Source organism: Deltaproteobacteria bacterium, from assembly GCA_016210045.1.
GTDB lineage: Bacteria > UBA10199 > UBA10199.
This window is the reverse complement of the sequence record JACQUX010000017.1, coordinates 94762-114790: the sequence shown is the minus strand read 5'-3', so window position 1 is coordinate 114790 and position 20029 is coordinate 94762. Positions and strand designations below refer to the sequence as shown.

Annotated in this window: 10 protein-coding genes; 7 read left to right on the top strand and 3 right to left on the bottom strand. The window is 61.8% G+C overall.

Annotated elements, in window-relative coordinates:
- The first annotated feature begins 22 nt into the window (after nucleotides 1–22).
- The 6 genes from HY696_05160 to HY696_05135 all read left to right on the top strand — a co-directional run bounded on the left by HY696_05160 (nucleotide 23) and on the right by HY696_05135 (nucleotide 6339).
- Nucleotides 23–1423, top strand: coding sequence for a hypothetical protein (locus tag HY696_05160; GenBank protein ID MBI4237793.1), 1401 nt, complete (start codon nucleotides 23–25; stop codon nucleotides 1421–1423).
- A 43-nt stretch (nucleotides 1424–1466) separates the two neighbouring features.
- On the top strand, nucleotides 1467–2063 hold the full coding sequence (locus HY696_05155) for a ribonuclease H-like domain-containing protein (protein ID MBI4237792.1): 597 nt from the start codon (nucleotides 1467–1469) through the stop codon (nucleotides 2061–2063).
- A 12-nt stretch (nucleotides 2064–2075) separates the two neighbouring features.
- Nucleotides 2076–2921 carry an ABC transporter substrate-binding protein gene (locus tag HY696_05150; protein MBI4237791.1) on the top strand — a complete coding sequence of 282 codons (846 nt, stop codon included), beginning with the start codon at nucleotides 2076–2078 and terminating at the stop codon, nucleotides 2919–2921.
- Nucleotides 2922–3842 carry an FAD-dependent oxidoreductase gene (locus HY696_05145; protein ID MBI4237790.1) on the top strand — a complete coding sequence of 307 codons (921 nt, stop codon included), beginning with the start codon at nucleotides 2922–2924 and terminating at the stop codon, nucleotides 3840–3842.
- Nucleotides 3843–3871: 29 nt separating this feature from the next.
- Nucleotides 3872–4909 carry a radical SAM protein gene (locus tag HY696_05140; GenBank protein ID MBI4237789.1) on the top strand — a complete coding sequence of 346 codons (1038 nt, stop codon included), beginning with the start codon at nucleotides 3872–3874 and terminating at the stop codon, nucleotides 4907–4909.
- 128 nt (nucleotides 4910–5037) lie between these two features.
- Nucleotides 5038–6339, top strand: coding sequence for an ATP-binding protein (locus tag HY696_05135; GenBank protein MBI4237788.1), 1302 nt, complete (start codon nucleotides 5038–5040; stop codon nucleotides 6337–6339).
- A gap of 51 nt (nucleotides 6340–6390) precedes the next feature.
- Here the strand turns inward: HY696_05135 and HY696_05130 are convergent, their stop codons facing one another.
- Together HY696_05130 and HY696_05125 are read right to left on the bottom strand one after the other, a co-directional pair.
- Nucleotides 6391–6981: a hypothetical protein gene (locus tag HY696_05130; GenBank protein MBI4237787.1), complete on the bottom strand. Its 591-nt coding sequence runs from the start codon at nucleotides 6979–6981 to the stop codon at nucleotides 6391–6393.
- Nucleotides 6938–7492 (bottom strand): cobalamin B12-binding domain-containing protein, encoded by a 555-nt coding sequence (locus HY696_05125; protein MBI4237786.1) that lies wholly within the window; start codon nucleotides 7490–7492, stop codon nucleotides 6938–6940. Before HY696_05125 ends, HY696_05130 begins: the two co-directional genes overlap by 44 nt.
- A gap of 253 nt (nucleotides 7493–7745) precedes the next feature.
- On the opposite strand from HY696_05125, the gene dltA reads away from it, so the two are divergent.
- On the top strand, nucleotides 7746–18791 hold the full coding sequence (gene dltA, locus HY696_05120) for a D-alanine--poly(phosphoribitol) ligase subunit DltA (GenBank protein ID MBI4237785.1): 11046 nt from the start codon (nucleotides 7746–7748) through the stop codon (nucleotides 18789–18791).
- On the opposite strand, the gene HY696_05115 is transcribed toward dltA, so the two are convergent.
- Entirely contained in the window at nucleotides 18788–20005 is a 1218-nt protein-coding gene (locus HY696_05115) for an MFS transporter (GenBank protein ID MBI4237784.1), read from the bottom strand. The genes dltA and HY696_05115 overlap by 4 nt on opposite strands.
- Between the last annotated feature and the right edge of the window lie 24 nt (nucleotides 20006–20029).

Here is a 20029-nt window from a genome sequence, read left to right as displayed (position 1 = left end):
ATTTCACCTAGGAAGATTAATCATGCGCGTCTCCGACGGCACCACGACCTTCTTCACCGACCATCCGCAGCTGTTGGCAGCGCTCACGCCATACGACCGCGATCACAACGGTGAACTGACACCGGCCGATTTTCCCGGGGCGCCGGCCAACACCCCGGAGGAACAATTCGACCGCGTCGTCAGCATGGCCTTCCGCAGCGCCGGAGTGCTCCCCACCGATCGGCAAGCCGAAGCGGCTGCGCAACTGTTCCGATTGGCGCGACGGATCGATCGGCTCGACCGATACGCACTGCGCCTCGCCGCGACGCATATCGACGAGGGCGGCTACACACTGGAAGTCGACCGCAGCACGTGGGTCGACGACGTCCTCCCGGTCATGCGCCGCAACGGTCCGCTCTCTCCCGAACAGATCGGTGCCCTCCCGACCGAACTCCTCAGCATCATCATGACGCTCACGAATCACCCCGAACTAGCGTCCACGCGCATCGGCCAAACCGACTGCGGCGATACGACCGGTTTGATCTATCACGAAGCCGCGCTCCCGCCGGAATTGCAACGCGTCGTGCGGCGAGTCACCGCGCAATACCTCACCAGCGCGACATGGCTGCTGAGTTATCAAACATTGGCCTGCGCCGGCACTAATTGGTGGAGCGACGGCGACTGTCCGCCGGGCGAACCGATTGCGCTGTGGCGGATTCCCCAATTAACGGCCATCGACGCCGGACCGCACACCGATTTGCACCAAATCTATTGCTCCGTACCGGAACGCACGGGTACCGTCGCTTGTTTCCCAGGCGACACCTTCGTCTTGACCGACAACGGCACGCCGCTCCCCCTCCGCACCCTGGCCGCGATGTATGATCCCCACGGTCTGCCGTGGGGGATCCGCCCCCCTCTCCCTTTGGGGAGGCTAAGGGCGCAGCGGCCTGAGCCGCTGCATGGCCCGCAGCAGCGGTTACAGCAATGCGACGAGCGGGAGCATTGCTCACCATTGCAGTTGGGTGAGGGGGAGCAGTCCACCGCACCCCGCATCGCGACCGTCGATGAACAGACCGGTCAGATCGCATTTCAACACCCATCCGCCGTGTTGACCCACGCGGTCACTTCCGCGACGTTGCTCGACCTGACACTCCGCGACGCCACCGGTGTCCCCACCACATTGGCCGTCACCGACAACCATCCACTCTGGGTCGAACGCGGCGGCGAACGACACTGGCTGGTCGCCGGCGGGCTGCGCGACGGCGATCAACTCGTCTTGTCCGACAATGCCTTCGCGGCCGTCAGCACCGACGAAACGCTCACGCTGCGCGGCGCCTTCGACCTCTACGATGTCCACTTCGACGGCAGCACGTCCGCGCCCAACCACAATTTCCTCGTCTCCGCCGACGGCGCCCATTGGTTCGTCGCCCATAACAAATTGTAAAAAGGCATTGCATCGCGCCCACGGCCCTGACTACTACGCCTCCATGGCGCCGAATATCCTCGTCCTCGACTTGGAAACCAAGTCCATCTTCAGCGACCACGCCGATCGCCGCTGCGATGCGCTTGGCGTCAGCGTCGTCGGCACCTATTGCTATCAGCGCGACCAATATCGCGTGTATGAAGAAGCTGAGATCCCCGAGCTGGAGCAACGCCTCACCGAACGCCCGCTCGTGGTCGGATTCAACATCAAGCGGTTCGATTTTCTCGTGCTGAAACCGTATCTCCACTTCGATCCGCTGACCCTCCCGATGCTCGACATCCTCGAAATCCTCCACAAGGCGCTCGGTCACCGCGTCAGCCTGGAGAGCGTCGCGCAGGCCACGCTCGGCAGCGGCAAATCGGGGAGCGGACTCGACGCGGTCGATTACTATCGGCGCGGCGAAATAGCGAAACTGAAGCAGTATTGCCAAGACGACGTGAGAGTCACCAAAACGATTTACGAATACGGCGCCGAACACGGAGAACTCTTCTACACCTCGAAATTCGGCAACACGAGGGGCCGCTGCCCCGTGTCGTGGCAACTGACTCACCCCGAGACCACCACGGCCAGCGAAACCGCCACGCAGTGCTCGTTATTTTAATTGGAGACCTTAATGGCCGCCTCACTGACGCACGTAACCATCGCCCACTCCCCCGACGCCGACGACGCGTTTATGTTCTATGCACTCGCCACCGGCAAAGTCGGCTCGCCGGACATCCACTATACGCATGAATTGATCGACATCCAGACCCTCAATGAATACGCGAAGACCGCGCGCTACGACGTCACGGCATTGTCCGTCCACGCCTATGCATACGTCGCCGACCGCTATGCGTTGCTCCGCTCCGGCGCCAGCATGGGCGAGGCCACCTATGGCCCAATGATCGTCGCCCGCAGCCCAATGGACGCGGAGGCGTTGCGCCGTACCACCATCGCGGTGCCGGGCCAACTCACCACGGCGTACCTCGCGCTGCAACTCGCGCTCGGCCCGGTCGAGACCACGACGATGCGCTTCGACGCCATCCTTCCGGCCGTCCGCGACGGCCACGTCGCCGCGGGCCTGCTGATCCACGAAGGCCAACTGACGTTTGCAAAAGACCAACTCGTGAACGTCTTCGACTTGGCCGGCTGGTGGCACGCCCGCCATCGCTTGCCGCTGCCGCTCGGCGTGAACGGCATCCGTCGCAACCTCCCCGCTGCGCTGCAACAGACGGTTGCGCACGATGTGCGCGCCTCGATCGAATACGCGTTGGCGCATCGCCCGCAAGCCGTCGACCACGCGCGCCAATTTGCGCGCGACCTGCCTACGGAACTGATCGATCGCTTCGTCGGCATGTATGTGAATCAACGCACCGTTCGGATGGGCGCGGAAGAGGAACTCGCGATCACCACACTGCTCCGCGAGGCCCATGCCGCCCAATTGATCCCCGCCCTCCCACCCCTGATGTGGAGCGAATAAATGGCCCCTTCTCATGATGTGATTATTGTCGGCGGCGGCACTGCCGGATCCACCGCGGCCCTCTACGCCGCGCGGGCCGGACTCCGCACGCTGGTCCTCGACAAGGGCGTGGGCCACGGCGCGCTCGCCCGCGCCCACCAAGTGCTCGACTTCCCCGGCGTCGGCGATAAGATCACCGGCGAGGCATTGGTGAAGCGCCTCCGTTGGCAGGCCCGCGAATTCGGCGCCGATTTCCGCGAACTCGAAGTCACCAGCACCGCGCTCGCCGCCAGCGGTCGGATCTTGTTCGGCAACGACGGGAAAAAATTCGAGGCCCGCTGTGTCGTGTTGGCCAGCGGCTGCGGCGCCCCGGCCCATCTCCTCCCCGGCGAGGCGGAATATTTCGGCAAGGGCGTCGCGTATTCTGTCCCGCGCGACGGCGCGCTCGCCCGCAAAACGAGTGTGGCCGTGTTCGGCAAGACGGCCGAAGCCGCGCAAGCCGCCCTCACATTGGCCAAGATCGCGGAAACGGTCGCGTTCATCATCCCCACCAACAAACTCGACATCCCGGAGCCGCTGCAAGAACGCCTCAAGGCGGAATCGCACATCCATTGTCACCTCAGCGCCAGCCTGAAGGAACTCCGCGGTGGCCAAGGCGCGTTGACAGAAATCGTGCTGCTCAGCGCCGGCCAAGAAAAAGTCCTCCCGGTCCGCACCGTCTATCTCTACCACCACACCCCGCACAGCGAGACCACATACTTGACCGGTACTGTCGATCTCGGCGCCCACGCCAATGTGTTAGTGAACGACACCATGGAAACGAGCATCCCCGGCGTCTTTGCGTGCGGCGACATCCTCTGCGGCGTCCCGCAACTCCCGGTGATCGCGGCCGCCCAAGGTACCGTCGCCGCCCTCGGCGCGGAACGATTTTTACGTGCGTAAGAGCCGTCATCCTGACACCACAGTGATATATGCGCCTGAACGATTCCGACGCCCTTGAACTGGCCGAACATGCCCCGTTCGCGGAGCTGACACAGGCCGCGCACCGCATCCGCTGCCATTTTCATCCCGACGGCGCGGCCAGCTATCTGATCATGCGGATCGTCAGCTACACTAACGTCTGTGTCGCCGACTGCCGCTACTGCGCGTTTTACCGTCGCCCCAATCATCCGGAAGGCTACGTCCTGACGGACGAGCAAATTTTCGCCAAGCTCGACGACCTGATCGCGCACGGTGGCCGTCTCGTCGCGATGGAAGGCGGCTTCAATCCGCGGCTGAAACTCGATCACTACGAAGCGATGTTTCGCGCGGTCCGCGCCCGCTACGGCGATGCGCTCGAAATCTACGGCCCGACGATCGTCGAAGTGATGTTCATCGCCCGCGCCTCGCGCGTCGCGCTGGAAACGGCGCTGCGTCGCTTGCACGATGCGGGATTACGTTGGATCCCCGGCGGCGGCGCCGAAATACTCACCGATGCGTGGCGTGAACGTCTCTCGCCGAAAAAATACAGCGTGCAAGAATATCTCGACGGGATGCGCTGCGCGCAACGCCTCGGCTTCGGCACCACCGCCACGATGGTAATCGGTTTCGGCGAAACCTGGGCCGACCGCATCGAACATTTGCGCCACGTCCGCACGTTGCAAGACGAAACCGGCGGCTTCGCCAGCTTCCTACTCTGGACCTATCAACCGGACCACACCGCACTGCGCGGATCACGCCTGTCGGACGCCGAATATCTGCGCACCATGGCGCTCGCCCGCCTCTACCTCGACAACATCCCGATGTTGCGCAGCTCGATTCTCACCCAACGCGCCGCCGGCGCCGAGGCGTTGCGTTGCGGCGCCCACGACTTCGACGTCCCACTCGAAGACCAAGTCACCCAACTCGCCGGCGCCACCATCGAGGCCGAAACCGAAACCGTCCTCCAATGGGTCCGCGCCCAAGGCCTCACGCCCACACGGCGCACGCCACTCCCGGCGCCCATGGCGGCGCAAGCGCAGCACCCATAACTAGGCAACCCACAGCCGTAGAAAAGTGCCATTTTCTACCCAATATACCAATTTAAATGTGCCACATTTATCATGTATGATAGAAATAAATGTTCTATTATCATCAGAAGCGTGTATAAATACCATTAATGCAAAGACATTTACTAAACTCACTCTATGAATGGAAAAAACAGCCGCTGCGCAAGCCGTTGCTCCTGCGAGGCGCACGCCAAGTAGGGAAGTCCTGGCTGGTACACGAATTTGCGAAGACATTCGAGACCCTCATCGAAATCAACTTTGACCGGGACCGCACCGCCAAGACGCTCTTCGAAGGCGACCTGCAGATACCACGACTCATCGAACGGATCTCACTCTATGCCGGTCGAAAACTCCAAGCAGGATCCACGCTCCTTTTCTTGGACGAGATCCAAGAATGTGAACCCGCCCTGCAAGCACTCCGCTACTTCAAAGAAGAATTCCCAGAACTACACGTGATCGCCGCCGGTTCGTTGATCGAATTCACGCTGGCCCAGTTGGGACTCCCTGTGGGGCGCATCCAATTTCTCCACCTCCATCCGCTCTCCTTTGCCGAATTTCTCACCGCGTCCGGTCATCAAGACCTCCGGGAACACCTCCACAGCGGACACGTCGACCCGCTGGTCCATGATCGTCTCCTGGAACAGCTCCAACAATATCTGTGGCTCGGTGGCATGCCGGCGGTCGTCCGTGCCTGGCTCGACCACCGCGATGTCCGACTCTGCCAACAACTACAAGACGAAATTCTGCAGGCCTATCGGCAGGACTTTCAGAAATACGCCCGCCGCCGTCAAATCACCCATGTCGAGCAAGTGTTTACCGCCATCCCCACCCAGCTCGGACAAAAGTTCACCTGCGCGCGCGTCGACCCACAGACGCGCGCCGGGACAATCAAACAAGCGCTCACGCTACTCACGATGGCGGGGATTGCACGACTGGCGTATCACACCAGTGGCCAAGGCATCCCATTGGGCGCCACAAAGCACGACCAACGCTTCAAAGTATTTTTCTTCGACGTCGGACTTGCACAACGACTCTTAGGGCTCGACATGAAGACGTGGATCACCACACCGCTCACTGTCATCAACGTCGGGGCCATCGCGGAACAATTCGTGGCGCAAGAATTCGTCGCCTACGCCGACCCGACTCTTCAGCCGGAACTTTTCTATTGGCACCGCGAAGCCGCCACCAGCAACGCCGAAGTCGATTTTCTGGTGACCAAAGGCCATCGGATCATTCCCGTCGAAGTGAAATCGGGACAACGCGGCGGATTAAAGAGCCTCCACCTGTTCCTCGCGTCCCATCCGCACAGCTCCTTCGGCTGCAAACTCTCTGAGCATCCATTTGCGGTACACGACCGCATCCACGACGTGCCGCTCTACGGGATTGAGGCGTGGTTGCAGGATCTCGCGTAATAGTCAGTACCGTCGCCCGCAGTCGCGCGGCGGATCGTTATCAACGCCTGCTTACCATCTGACTTCAAACACCCATTGCGCGCCAAGTACCGGGCGTAGGCCGGAGCCGAATTCGTACAGCCCTCCGCCGTACACCTCGAGACCGGTGCGGAAGTTTTCAACGCCCATCAGGATTTCCGTCGCGCCGGACAGACCGACAAAGGCGCTGCCGGGATTGTCGATCGCCGGGAAATACCCGCCGATATCCAGTCGTGGCCCGAGGGACCACGACACCGGCCCACGCTGGAAGAACACCGGATGAAGAGACAGATTACCACTCAACACGAGCCGGCTGTCGTCGCGTTGCAGCGTCCCGCCGAATCCACAGATTTTTTCGATCCTGTGCGGCCGCCCATCGAAATCCTCATCGCCAAAATAGTCACAGGACCACTCATCGGTACGTCTATATACTGCACCTTCCGAAGACCTGCCAAAGTCGACCCCCACTTTGAACGACAAAGAGGGCGTCAGGCACACCCGGTAAAAGAGATTGAGCAACGGCCCGGGGAATCCCGGACTACTGTATTCCTCCTGCGTTGCATCCGCAGCGGGTTCGCCCTCAAATGCAGTGCGAAAGGCCAGCCCCCCACCGAGCGCTTGCATACAGCGCCCTATTTCTGGAACGCCCATAGATTCCGCCTTGTTGTGTAGTGTTTGATTTGTACACTGTTCGATCATCTGCCGACGCCGCGACGATACGCGCGGTCTCAGCATCCATGAATGTGGCGAGGAGCGGCAAAATCTGGCACAGCTCACGCAAGATGTGGGTCACACCCAACGCATAGAATCGCGTTTCGTCCGCATGCGTCTTTTGACTGCCGACACTGAGGTTCCCGCCCAAAACAATCGGGCAGTGGATGTCGTATCGCTCCCGATAGCGGGGCAATGTCTGCAAGTCGTCGTAGCCATGACCATTCAACGAGCCAATCAAGATCGCCGGCGTATCCGGATGCTCCGCATACGCTGCGGCAAATTCGGCCACAGGGGTACAGACACCTAAATTCAGGACCGACCAACCGTCCGCGCGCAGCTGCAATTCGATGAGTCGGTTGGCCACGACGTGGCAATCGCTTTCAGTCACTCCCAGAATGATCGGTCTCTGTGATCGCTGCATAGTGCCTGTGTAAAGCAAGCGCAGTGCCAATCAGCGGACGCAGCGGTTGCGATAGGATTCTCGAGCGGTTGAGTGTTTGGCGTGGGCGCCATGTCCGAGCGGCGTGCGATAAAAACACGAGATAGCGGACACGCGATTCCGACGTTCCGGACAATTCAGCGCGCACGCGCCGTTTGCGGAGAGTGCGGCGGATATCCAGCCCCTTGGGACGAGGAACATTTCATTGGCAGATCTTTTGCTTATTGCACCGGCTATGCATTTGGCGCAGTGGTTCGCGGACTATCTCCATCAAACAACCGGACGCGCGGTCACGGTCGACCCGGACACGCCATTCACCCACTACGGATTGAGTTCGCTCGACCAACTGCTCTGCACCGGGGCCTTGAGTCGGGCACTGCAGCGCGAAATTCCCGCCACGTTATGCTTCACGCATCCTACCGTCCGCGCAGTGGAACGGTTTCTGGCGGAATCACAGCCGGAGGCGAAGGGTACGCGAGCCCCTGTAACGCCGCATCTCGCCGAGGACCTCAGAGCCAACGAGATCCTCTGCACACCAGGTCAAGCCCAGTTATTGTTCGCCCATGACTATTTCCCCGACAAGGCCACTTACAACGTCGCGGCGGCATGGCATTGCGATCCGGCACCTGACCGCCTCGCCCTCCAAGCGGCGTTAGACGCGGTCGCTCGTGCTCATCCGATCTTGCGGGCTTCTCTCCGACGCGAACGGGAACATCCCAAACTCGTCATCAGCGGGAAGAAGACGATCCCATGGATGGAATGCACGGTACCGCAGTTGCTGACCACGGGCGGACACCTCCAGCGAGCGGTCCGCGATCTGTGCGGCCGCGAACGTCGTCGACCGTTTGCGTTGAATGAGGGCCCGTTGCTGCGGGTCCTGATCGTGGCCGATTCCACAGGCGCGCTCATCCAACTCACGGCCCATCACGTGGTCATCGACTATTGGTCGCTACAACTCCTGGTCCGCGCCTGGAGCTCGGCCTATGCCACCGTCCGGAGCGGAGAAATTCCCCAACTCATTCCGCGAACCACATTTTCCGACATCGCACAGCACCACGCGACGCACCGCACCGAATTTTCTTCGGAGGCCACGACATTTTTCGAGGAGGTGCTACGGGACCATCCACCGCAGCTGCGGCTAGCGCATCCGGAGGATCCAGACGGAACGACCGACACCGCTGGGGAAACGTGTTCCCACACCTTTAACAACCGGCACAGCGAGGCGCTGCGCCGCTTTGCGCAAGCACAGGACGCGACGGTCTTTGAATGTTTCCTGGCCATGTTGACCGTGCTGTTTGCACGGCAGAGCGGACACTCGTCTTTCCTGCTGGGCCTGAGCTGTGCGGGACGCGTTGAGCCGTCATGGCACGACGCGATCGGTTATTGCGTGAATACCTTGCCGTACCGTGCCGCCCACGACCCTGACGAGACCTTTCATGCGCTACTGCGTCGCACCGGCGCGCAGCTGCGTGCGACACTGATCCATCAAGCGGTGTCGGCCCGCGAAATCATCCATGCGCTCCGCCCCAACGCGCGAGGCGCCTATCCGCTGTTTGAAGTCCTGCTCAACCACTTGGCCCCATCCAGCTCGGCACAGCTGGGCGCAAGCCATCTCCGTGCAGTGCCGTTGCCTGAACCGCACGCGAAATTTCCGTTGACGGTCACGCTGGCGGAAGAGCGCGACACGATGACCATGTTGTGGAATTTTCAAACGCACCGGTACGGTCGGCCACACATCGCACGCTTGATGCAACAGACCACGCGGCTGCTCGCGCGGCTGCTGCACGCACCCGATGCACCCGTGCGCGCCCATTGGCTGGCCACGCGGCACGCGCCTGGATTCGCGCGTCCGATACCGGCGCGCCCACGCCCTCCGTTGTCGGAATTACTTGATCATGCACTCGCATTGCATGGCGAGCGAGCTGCGATACGCCACCAAGGCACCACGATGACCTATGCCGCATTGGCGCACGCGGTCGCGGCCCGAGCCGCCCAGCTCGCGCCCGCGTTGCGCGCCGGGGCATCGGTCGCGTGTTACGGGTCCGCAACCCTCGACACGATTATTTCTCTGCTGGCATTAACGAAACTCCGCGCAACGATCGTTCCCATCGATGCCGAGCTGCCACCGGAGCGGAAGCGGAGTATGCTGCTGCAGAGCGCGTGCGGGCTAGTGGTGGCCGAGGCGCCCGATGCCTGGCTGGAAGAAATTGCCTGTCCCGTCTGGATCCCACGCGCTGGCTGCGATCCGGCGCCAAGAATCGCTCTGCAAAAGGCCACCGCATACGCCACTCCCGATGACGTCACCTTCATTTTTTTCACTTCGGGCAGCACGGGACGCCCCAAAGGAGTGATCGGTCGGGCACGCGGTATTCGGCAATACGTCGAGTGGTTCTGTGCCACATACGCGATCGGCGCCGACGACCGCGTCAGCGGTCTGTACCATATTGCCTTTGAACCATTTCTGCGGGATCTGTACATTGCGTTGCACGCGGGCGCCACGTTGGTGCTCCACGATGCGCGCGCGTCGAGCTTCGTGGAATGGCTGCACCGGGAGGCCATGACGCTCGTGCATACGGTCCCCAGTGTCGCCGACCATCGGTTGGCGGAACCCTCCACCACGACGCGTCTGCCGCACTTGCGGACCGTGGTGCTGGGGGGCGAACCATTGCACGCGGCGTTGGTGCAGCGGTGGCGCATGCTGTTGCCACCACACGCGACCATCCTCAACATTTATGGTCCGACGGAAACGACGCTCGCGAAGACCGTGTATGTCGTCCCGCCCGCCTGTCGAGCGGGCATTCAACCCATCGGCACGCCCATCCCCGATTGTGAGCTATATATCATGGATGCGGAGCGCTGTTGCGATGTCGGCGAGATCGGAGAAATTGTCCTCCGCACGCCGTGGCAAGCGCAGGGCTATTTAGCAGACGCGGACACGGCCGCGCGCTTCCGCAGCAATCCGGCGACCGGCGATTCGGCAGACCGCCTCTACTATACCGGCGACCGTGGCTATCGCCGTGATGACGGCGTCGTGGAGATCCTCGGTCGCATCGACGACGAATGTAAAATCCACGGGATCCGCGTACAGCCGCGGGAAATCGAGCACTACGTCACGCGAATACCGGACGTGCGCACGGCCTATGTGCTGGCGCAGCGCACGGACACGCGCACGGAATTGATCGCGTATTACGTCAGCACTCGACCGATCCCGACGACCGTATGGCATGCACATCTGCGGCAGTACACCCAAGTGATGCCGCGGCATTTTATCCATCTGCCACGACTCCCCACGACCGCCAACGGCAAAGTGGACGTGGCCGCGTTGCCGCTTCCGAGTGTTGCGACCACCATCGCCGCACCATCCGATACCGTGCCCAGCGGCTCCGACGGCTTGGAAGAGATCTTCCTCGATATCGTGCGGCGCCTGTTGCAACAGCCGCGGCTCTCGCCGGCCAACAATTTCTATGACGTCGGCGGCAATTCGTTGTTGGCCACCCGCGTGATCGCGGCCGTGCGGGAAACGCTCCATGTGGAATTGGATGTGTGCACAGTAGTCCAGGCCTCCACGTTGGGCGCAATCGCGCGCCAGGTGCGGCAATTGAAGGAACACGGCGCGCAGATCCTGTTGCCGCCGATTCGCCCTCACAGATCGCCAAACACGCCGTTGTCGTATCCCCAATGGCGCCTCTGGTTTGCGCAACGGCTGGAGCCGCACTCGCCACGCTATCATCTCTTTCGCGCGTATACGCTGGAAGGCACCGTCTCGCGGGCCCATATCGAACGCGTACTCCGACGACTCACAGATCGACATCCGGCGCTGCGCACCAGTTTTCATCAGTCCGATGAGGACCCGGTGCAACGAGTGCATGCCAGCGCGCCGCTCTCCCTCCAACACTGGGATCTCGCCGCATGCGCGGCATCCACCCAGGCCCAACAGATCGAGGCGCTGGTGTCGCCGTGGATCGAGCAACCGTTCGACTTCGAACATCCCCCCTTGATGCGCGCCGCGTTACTCAAGCTGGCCCCCCACCGCTGGCAGCTCGTGCTGTGCATCCATCACATCGTCTGCGATGGCTGGTCGTCCGCCATATTATTGCGCGACTTGTGCGCCTATTGGCGTGATCCCGGCCGCGTCGACACTTCATCGGCGATCGCCTACACCGACTTTGCGCAGTGGCAACGACAGTTGATGGATGCAGGAAAATTTGCCCCGCACGCGCGCTATTGGTCACAGCAGTTGGCGAACGCGCCGACACGGCTCACGTTGCCGTATGATGCGCCCTGGCCGGAGACACTGAGCCATCGAGGCGAACGCGTGGAACTGGTCGTATCGCCGGAGCTGGTCCAACGATTACGCGCACTGGCTGGGGCCCAGCACACTACCCTATTCGTGTTGTTACTCTGCGCCTTCCGCCTCTTGCTGACGCGTCTCTCCGGACAACCTGATCTGGTGATCGGCATCCCCATCGCGGGGCGGCGGATGGAGTCATTGGAAGCGGTCGTCGGATTTTTCATCAATATGCTGCCGCTGCGCCTCATCGTGGACGACGCAGTCCCGTTCACGACCATGTTGCGCGCCGAAACGGAGGCGGCTCTCTACGCGTATACGTATCAAGACTATCCCTATGCACAGATGGTCGCTGCGGCGCGACGCAACCTGCACGGGCGCGATGCGTCGCTCTTTCAGGTGATCTTCAATTATCGCAATATGCCGCAAACGGAATGCGCGTTGGACGGCGTGCACGTCCGCGAGGCGCCCGATCCGCTCACGATGGCCCGGGACCCGCTCGGGTTGCATATTTCCGAAGAAGACACGGTCTTGCGCGGCACCCTGATCTATCAACCCGAACTGTTTCAACGATCCACGATCGAGGCAATGGCCGCGCAATGGCTTGTACTGCTGGAGCAGATCGTGGCCCATGCCGATCGCCTCGTCCACGAATATTGCCTCGGCGATGTCGCCGCACCGGCACCGACACGGCACGCTCCGATGCCACAACCGCCTCGACCGGCGGCCCATCCATTGGCCACGCTGGCGCAAATCGCGCGGCAATGTCCGTCGCATCCGGCGATGACACAAGGCGACCAGACGATGTCCTATGCCGCGCTCCTTGACCAAGTGGAGCGAAAAGCTCGATCGCTGCGGCGCATCGGCGTGGCATCGCACACGCGCGTGGCAGTGGTCGGCCGCGCCTCCATTGACCTGTGTATGGCGCTGTTGGCGGTGATGCGCGCGGGCGGCACTGCCGTTCCGATCGACACAACGCTCCCCTACGAACGACGGCAAGCGATGATCCATGCCGCACAGGTGACACTCGCGCTGTTGGTGCCGTCGGACGATGACGTGGCCACTGTGGAGGATCTTCCCACGAAGTATTTTTATGATTTGCCGCCCGGGTCGTCCGCGGCCTTGCCGCCACTCGATCCGGGCGGCATGCCGTATCTCTTCTTTACCTCCGGCAGTAGCGGCGCGCCGAAGGGCATTCTGGGCCGGTGGCGCGGACTCGCGCATGTCGTCGCCTCCACCGCTCACGCGTTGGCCGTAACCCACGCCGATCGCGTCACGCAACTCTATCCGATCGGGTTTGAACCACTGATGCGCGAACTGTTCCTCGCCCTCACAACCGGCGCCGAATTGCTGCTCCCGCCCGACGCCGATACGGCCACGCCGCGCCATATCCTCCAGTGGATCGCACGCCAGCGGGCGACGATCGTCCAAACGGTCCCCAGCGTGGCCGCCGTGTGGATGGCCGAGGCCCGCGGACTGACGTGTCCGTCGGTGCGCACGTTGCTCCTCGGCGGCGAGCCGCTGACCGACACGGTGGTTCGGCAAATCCGCCAATGTTTCCCGGCAGAGATCTTCAACATCTACGGCCCCACCGAAACGACGCTCCATTGCACGATGTATCGCGTGCCGGATCCGCCGCAACCCGGCGTGCAGCCGATCGGCACGCCGTTGCCGGGCGTGGCACTGCAGATCCTCTCCGGGAATCGACCGTGTGGCACCAATGAATCGGGGGAAATCGTGATTCGGAGTCCGTACCGCTCCGCCGGATATCTCCCCGAAACAGCGGAGCAAGACCGCGCGCGGTTTTGTGTCGATCCCCTCGCCGCTCATGCCGACGATCTCGTGTATCGCACCGGGGATTGTGGGCGATACCACGCGGATGGATACCTCGTGATTGCGGGACGACTCGACGAGGAAATCAAAATTCATGGCGTGCGAGTCCATCCGCAAGAGATCGAACAGACACTCCTCCAACATCCGCACGTACAGAACTGCGCAGTCATCAGCGGCACGACGCCGCAGCACGGCTCGTATCTGGCCGCCTACGTCGCCGGCGCGACCACGCTGACCAGCGCCGAGCTGCGCACGTGGCTGCGCCACAAACTTCCCTCCGCGCTGGTCCCGCAATATGTGCTGTGCGTGGCGCAGATTCCGCAGCTCCCGAATGGCAAGGTCGACAAGCATCAACTGCCCGATCCACTCCGGAGCGAACCGATGGCGACACACACACCCGCCACGACAGCGACGGAACAGTGGCTCGTCGCCACGCTGGAATCCCTATTGGAGCGGACACCGATCGGGACCAACGACAACTTTTTCGACGTCGGCGGACATTCGCTGCAAGCGACCCGATTGGTCGCACGCATGCGGGAGACTTTTCAGATCACCTTCCCGCTGCAGGAGATCTTCACGCTCCACACGGTGGGCGCCATTGCCGAGCGCATCGACGTGTTGCGCCGCGCACCGGAGAGCGCCGTGCCGACGCATCTCCCGGCAGCCGAGCATCGACATCGGGCGCCGCTCTCGTTCGCCCAACAGCGTTTGTGGATCTTGCATCAACTCGACCCCACCAATGACGGCTTCAACCTCACGCGGCGACAACGGCTGATCGGCCCCCTCGCGCCCGAACGGATGGGCGACATCTTCCGGACGATCATCGCCCGCCATGAGGCGCTGCGCACCGCCTTGTGCGCGGATGACAACGGCCCCTATCAACACGTGTGGAACGAAATGCCCTTCCACGTGGTCCATCATGATCTCAGCCCATGCACCGAACGGACACGTCAACGGCGGCTCAGTCGTCTCGTCGCTGCGCAAGAACAAGCCCCATTCGACTTAAGCAATCCGCCATTGCTGCGCGTGAGCCTCGTGAAGATGTCCACGACGCACTATGTGTTGGTCATCACGATTCACCACATCGTCTGTGACGGATGGTCCATTCGCAATATCGTGCACGAGGTCTTGACGCTGTGGGAGGCGGATCGGCAAGGCACCGCGCCCGCACTCCCCCCATTGGCCGTGCAGTACCCCGACTATGCCCTGTGGCAACGGAACACGCTCTCCAATGCGCAGCTGCAGCCGCATCTTGAATATTGGCGACAGCATCTCGGCGACCGGCCCTCCATTCTGCCCCTCCCCAGCGACAAGCCGTGGCCAAAAATATTGGGGAAATCCGGCGGGCGAATCGACTTTGTCGTGCCGGCCTCGACGTTGCGGCGGCTGCACCACGTCGCGCGGGAGCACGATGCCACGTTATTCATGTTGCTGATGAGTGCCTATCGCGTGTTGTTGGCGCGACTGACAAACCATCGGGACGTGATTGTCGGCACACCGGTCGCGGGACGCCAATGGGTCGAGCTCGAAGACGCCATCGGATTTTTTATCAACATGTTGCCGATCCGTGTCGAGCTGGACGACACGATGACTTTTGCCCAATTGCTGGCCAAAGAACGCATCGCCACATTGGGTGCCTTCGCCCATCAGGAAGTCCCGTTCGACACCCTCGTGGAAAGGCTCCAGTGCGAGCGCCACCCGAATCGGCCACCGCTTTACCAAACAGTACTGAATCTGCGCAATATGCCGCGCCGTCAGTTCCGTTTACACGGCGTGCGTGGCGAACGTGTCGCACAAGAACATCTATTTTCCCGCGATCCCCTGCTGCTCAATCTCACCGAAGTGCCGGGCGGTTTAGAAGGAAGTTGGATTTATAATACGGATCTCTTCACCGCCGAGCGCGTGAGCGTCATGCGGGATCAATGGTTACGGATCCTGGCGCAAATCGTCGACGCGCCGGGGCAACCACTCAGTGCCATCACGCTGGACGACGCCCGCTCCACGGCGGTCTGGCAACAATGGGCGCGTCCGTTGGATGCCACACCGCAACAACATCCCCTCCATGCAGTACACCTGCAGGCGCGCCGCCACTCCCGCAAGATCGCACTGCAACAAGGCCATCGCACGATGACGTATCGGGAGTGTTGGCGCCGCGTCGAATGCGCGGCCGCGGCATTAAGAACTCGGGGCGTCACGGCGAACACGCCCGTCGGCGTCGTCGGTGGACGGTCGCTCGAGATGATTCTCGCGCTCTTGGCCGTCATGCGCGCCGGCGCGGTGCCAGTGCCGCTCGATCATCAGTTTCCTCGAGAGCGGCTGGCCCTCATGCTCCGAGAGGCGCGCTGCACCCAGGTGCTGTGCGTCGCGACATCGCTCACGTTGCCGGAGAGCATCCCGTTCGCATCGCTGCTGGCACAGCCGCCCGCCGCGCCGAAACGATTGCCAGCGATCCCGGACGATGGTGCCGCCTATATCTATTTTACGTCGGGCAGTACCGGCACACCCAAAGGGATTGTCGGCGCCATTCCGGGACTCGCACACTATCATCACTGGCTGAGTCGCCAAGTCGCGATCACCCCAGATGCGCGAGTGGCGCAACTCTACACGCCGGGCTTCGAACCGTTCATGCGAGAGACCTTTTTGGCACTGGCCAATGGGGCGCGCTTGGTGATCCCGCCCGCGGAATGTTGTGGGCCGGACACGCTGGTCGCGTGGCTGGAGACGGAGCGGGTCACGCATATGCATACCGTGCCGAGCATCGGGCGTCTGTTGATCCGCGACGCGGCCAGCGGGCGTGGCTTGCGCGCGTTGCGACATGTGATCTTCGGCGGCGAACCGCTGGATCGGTCGTTGGTCGTGCAGTGGCGGCAGGCCTTCGCGGGCCAAGTGACCAACATTTACGGTCCGACGGAGACGATGATGGCCAAGACATATTATCCGGTCCCCGACGAGCCGCCACCGGGCGTCCAGCCGCTGGGACGGCCCATTCCTGAAACCGTCGTGCTCGTGCTACGCGACGGCCGGCCGTGCGCCATCGGGGAAATCGGTGAATTGGTCATTCGCACGCCGTTCCGCTCGCGCGGCTATTTGCCCTCGGTGCCGCCTGCCGACCATGCGCGCTTTCGGCCCAATCCTCTCACCAACGACCCATCGGACATCGTGTATTACACCGGAGACACCGGACAGATCCGACCGGATGGGACGCTGGCCATCCATGGCCGCGTGGATGACGAGGTCAAGATCCACGGCGTGCGCATCCATCCCGCAGAGATCGAACACCAGCTCGCCGCGCATCCCCATATCCGTGCAGCGGCAGTCGTGGTCTCCACCACCGACCATGGGAAACGATTACTCGCATTCTACGTCGCCGAGACCGCGCTGACCGCACAGACACTGCGCGATTGGCTCGCCCGCACAGTGTTGTCGGCGGCGTTGCCGGCACTCTATGTGCCGGTCAACGTCATTCCCCTCACGGTCAACGGCAAAGTCGATAAACAGCAACTCCTCGCCATCGCAGCCACGCAGCCGGACGACACGGCGACGCCCCAGCCAATGACAGCAACGGAGCAGATGGTGTTGACCATCGCGCGCGACCTCACCGAACGCACGGCACTGCAGATCGACGACAATTTTTTCGCGGCCGGCGGCAATTCGCTGATGGCAATTCGTCTCGTGACGAAGTTGCGGGCACAATGGCCGGTCGACATCTCGCTCCCGTCTTTTTTCGCCGCCGCGTCGTTACGCGCATTTTGCGCCACGCTAGACAACGCGCCGCAGCCTGCCAATGCAGCGTCGAAACCCGCATCGGCCCGAAAGACGGCACACCAAACCCATCCGCTGTCATGCGCCCAGGAACGCATGTGGCGCCGTCAGCACGAACGGCCGGAGGATCACGCCGTCCACATCATGCGCGTGGCCGACGTGCACGGCCCGTTCGACGCGGCCCGCGCCCGCGCAGTCCTCGAGTTCCTCATCGCCCGCCATGCCGTCTTACGCACCGGTTTTATTCAGGAAGCGGCGAGGCCGCGCCAACAAGTGCACGCATCCGCTCCCGCCCACATCGCCATTTGGGATCTTTCGCGCATCGCGGTCACGGATCGTGCGGCACAGATTGCAGCGCTGCTGTGCGAAGAGAAGGCCCGTCAGTTTGACGTCACACAGCCCCCATTATTCCGCATGGGATCGGTGCGACTCGGACGCGACCGAAGACTCCTCTATTGGACGTTGCACCACCTCATCGGCGATGGATGGTCGATCAATCGGCTGCTGCGCGACTTTGCGAAAGTTTGGAACACCCCGCAGCGGCAATGGCGCCGCTGCTTGCCACCGGTCTCGATGCAGTATCCTGACTATGTGCAATGGGAACAGGAACAACTCGCCCACCACGGCTCAACGGGCTTGCGGTATTGGCAAGAGCACTTGGGCGATCGACTCCCCCTCTTTGGTGACACGGCAGACCACATTCACGGCACGCGGTTGGCGACGCATTTCTCGTCGGCGGTGGTCGCCGCCGTGCAAACCACAGCCACCCAACTGGCGACCACGCCGTTCACGGTGTTGTTGACACTCTACCGCGCGGCGATTTGCGCCTGCTTTCAGCAACGGGACACGATCATCGGGATCCAATCCGCCGGACGCTTACACGGCGCGGACGATCTGATCGGCAACTGTATCAATGTGCTCCCGGTGCGCGGACGGGTCGACCTCACTGCATCCGTCCGGTCGCTCATCACACGGGAGCAGCACGCCACAACGGGCGCATATCAACACCAACAGGTGCCGATTCAACACATTGCGGCGTTGTACGCCGCACAAATCGGTGCGACAGGCACCCCGTATCAAATTCATTTCAACTATCGGAACATGCCGTCTGCGCGATTGGACCTCAATCGCTGCGTGGTGCGCGCGAATCCATATACTTACGCCATGCCCGTCCACGTGGGCGTGCCACTGTCGCTCAACATCAAGGAGCACGGAGGACGGGTATCGGGGATTGTGCAGTACGACGCCCGCCAATTCTCCGGCGACACCATCCAGGCCCTACTGGCCACCATGCGGCGTGTTGCATTGGCGTTGCCGACACGATTGGACGCTGCACTGCGCGAACTGCTCGATAACGAGCATCGGGGACAACAGACTGCCAAGCGCGCCATCGGTTAGGCCGTCTCCACGGCGCATTCTGCGGCTCGGTCGCCCCACGATTCCGACCGTTTCCGGGAGGCCAGCACAAAAGGGAGATGGATCAGGATCTTCACGCAGATCCCGAAAAATAAACAGACAAACGCGTCCGTCAGCGGCCGGGCATCGAAGAGATAGCCATAAAGCGACAACCCACCAATTTGCCCCAGACGATACGCCATGCGAGTCACTGCCGTATATTTTCCCAAATCGTGTTCCGGGACGTGGAGCTGGTAAAACGTGGCGACAAATACCCCGTAAATCCCCACCATCATTTCGAAGGTCAGACGGGCGCCGGAAAAAAATGCGGCAGCCCCGGCCGGATGCCGACTGAGCCAGATGCCGATGTCCGGCACGATCAACAGAAAAAGCAACGCCGTGGCGCCCAGCACCCCGCCCAATCCTAACGTCACATTCCACGTCAGCGGAAAGCGCGCTTGCATCCAGGAGATCAGTACAATCGGCAACAGCGAACCGATCACGGCACAACTGCGGAGCGTGCCCACATAAACCTCGGGCACCTGCATGACCTGAATCAAAATATGGAGCGTGCCGAGCATAAAAAACGGCGTGATAAAACATTGCGTCAACGTTCCATTCAGCACCAAGGAGCGTAAGCGTCGATCGCAGATCACCGTCTGAAACCCGATCGGCAGTTCCTTCCAAAACGAACGTGGGGAGGATGGTACGGCGCGAGGCGGCAACAACAGTCCGAGCTTCATGACGCCGGCACAACCAAATGTCACGGCGGTCAGCGCGAAGATCGTCGGCATCCCCCACCATTGATAGCACAGCGTGGCAAGGACTGGCGCAGCCACTTCGTTGGCCCGGATCACAAATCGGCGCAGCGCATTGCCGGCAATCAGTTCCTCCTCGTCCAACATGCGCGGCAACAGCGGCGCACAGCCACTGCGAAAAAACACCGCAACCACCGCGAAACCAAACAGGGAGCACTGGAGAAACAGCAAGGAACACTGGTGTGTCCAGGCCAGATAACTCGCCAACACCAAATAACCGGCCCGCAGAAAATCGCAGCTCATGAGCAGCGGTTTCTGCGGGAGCCGGTCCACCCAGACGCCTACGACTGGGCCAATCAGCACATGCGGGATGGCGCTGATGATCCAGGTTTGGGCGAATTGTCGTGCCGAGCCCGTGAGCTGTAGCACATACAGCGACAACGGAACCGTAAGGAGCACGTTGCCAAAAAGTGCGATCCCCTG